Annotated in this window: 2 protein-coding genes; both read right to left on the bottom strand. The window is 19.5% G+C overall.

From position 1 onward, the window contains the following. Positions 1–736: 736 nt before the first annotated feature. Positions 737–1,315, bottom strand: a complete 579-nt coding sequence (locus RJK19_RS02120) for an aminodeoxychorismate/anthranilate synthase component II (protein ID WP_343184227.1) — start codon at positions 1,313–1,315, stop codon at positions 737–739. A 175-nt stretch (positions 1,316–1,490) separates the two neighbouring features. Then, entirely contained in the window at positions 1,491–2,069 is a 579-nt protein-coding gene (locus RJK19_RS02115; RefSeq protein WP_343184227.1) for an aminodeoxychorismate/anthranilate synthase component II, read from the bottom strand. Positions 2,070–2,262 lie beyond the last annotated feature (193 nt).

Genomic DNA, 2,262 nt, shown 5'->3' with positions numbered 1-2,262 from the left:
TATAGTATTTTTTATTAATTTGTTTCCTAAAGGAGTTAAAATAGATTCGGGGTGAAACTGAAAGCTGCATATTTTATGTTTTTCACTTCTTAGAGACATTATTATTTCTTTATAATATGAATTTATTATAAAATTTTTAGGAACCTTATCACATGTCCATGAATGATATCTAGAGACTTTTAACGGATTAATAATTTTATTAAACATAAATTTATTATCATGAATTATATGAGAATGTTTTCCATGAATAGGTTTCTTTAATAATTTTATACTACCTCCAAAAAATTCTATTATTGCTTGATGACCTAAGCATATTCCTAGCATTGGATTAGTTTTATTAAATTTTTTTATTATACTCATCATACATNCGGATTCTGATGGAGTTCCAGGACCTGGAGAAAGTATTATTATACTATTTTTAAATCTTTTTATTATATTGCATATATAAATTTCTGATTCATCATTTCTACATATATTTACTTTATTTCCTAATATTTTTAATTGATCTGATATGTTATTTGTAAATGAATCTATGTTATCTAATATAAAAATATTTGACATTATAATACTCTCAATGTTAATTAAAAAAAAGATTATAAATTATTAAATGCATGTATAAAAATATATTTTAAAAAAAATAATATAATTAAAATATATGCTCACATGCATATATCAAAATTTTAAAATTTTTAAATATTTTTAAAAAAAATGTTTTAATAAAGATAAAATTAAAAAATTATTTAGAAAGCCAATTTATAGTATTTTTTATTAATTTGTTTCCTAAAGGAGTTAAAATAGATTCGGGGTGAAACTGAAAGCTGCATATTTTATGTTTTTCACTTCTTAGAGACATTATTATTTCTTTATAATATGAATTTATTATAAAATTTTTAGGAACCTTATCACATGTCCATGAATGATATCTAGAGACTTTTAACGGATTAATAATTTTATTAAACATAAATTTATTATCATGAATTATATGAGAATGTTTTCCATGAATAGGTTTCTTTAATAATTTTATACTACCTCCAAAAAATTCTATTATTGCTTGATGACCTAAGCATATTCCTAGCATTGGATTAGTTTTATTAAATTTTTTTATTATACTCATCATACATNCGGATTCTGATGGAGTTCCAGGACCTGGAGAAAGTATTATTATACTATTTTTAAATCTTTTTATTATATTGCATATATAAATTTCTGATTCATCATTTCTACATATATTTACTTTATTTCCTAATATTTTTAATTGATCTGATATGTTATTTGTAAATGAATCTATGTTATCTAATATAAAAATATTTGACATTATAATACTCTCAATGTTAATTAAAAAAAAGATTATAAATTATTAAATGCATGTATAAAAATATATTTTAAAAAAAATAATATAATTAAAATATATGCTCACATGCATATATCAAAATTTTAAAATTTTTAAATATTTTTAAAAAAAATGTTTTAATAAAGATAAAATTAAAAAATTATTTAGAAAGCCAATTTATAGTATTTTTTATTAATTTGTTTCCTAAAGGAGTTAAAATAGATTCGGGGTGAAACTGAAAGCTGCATATTTTATGTTTTTCACTTCTTAGAGACATTATTATTTCTTTATAATATGAATTTATTATAAAATTTTTAGGAACCTTATCACATGTCCATGAATGATATCTAGAGACTTTTAACGGATTAATAATTTTATTAAACATAAATTTATTATCATGAATTATATGAGAATGTTTTCCATGAATAGGTTTCTTTAATAATTTTATACTACCTCCAAAAAATTCTATTATTGCTTGATGACCTAAGCATATTCCTAGCATTGGATTAGTTTTATTAAATTTTTTTATTATACTCATCATACATNCGGATTCTGATGGAGTTCCAGGACCTGGAGAAAGTATTATTATACTATTTTTAAATCTTTTTATTATATTGCATATATAAATTTCTGATTCATCATTTCTACATATATTTACTTTATTTCCTAATATTTTTAATTGATCTGATATGTTATTTGTAAATGAATCTATGTTATCTAATATAAAAATATTTGACATTATAATACTCTCAATGTTAATTAAAAAAAAGATTATAAATTATTAAATGCATGTATAAAAATATATTTTAAAAAAAATAATATAATTAAAATATATGCTCACATGCATATATCAAAATTTTAAAATTTTTAAATATTTTTAAAAAAAATGTTTTAATAAAGATAAAATTAAAAAATTATTTAGAAAGCCAATT

Origin of the sequence: Buchnera aphidicola (Ceratovacuna keduensis) (assembly GCF_039372665.1) — a bacterium.
GTDB classification, from domain to species: Bacteria; Pseudomonadota; Gammaproteobacteria; order Enterobacterales; family Enterobacteriaceae; genus Buchnera_G; species Buchnera_G aphidicola_D.
Note: the sequence above shows the minus strand (reverse complement) of the source record. Positions and strands in the feature narration are given on the sequence as shown.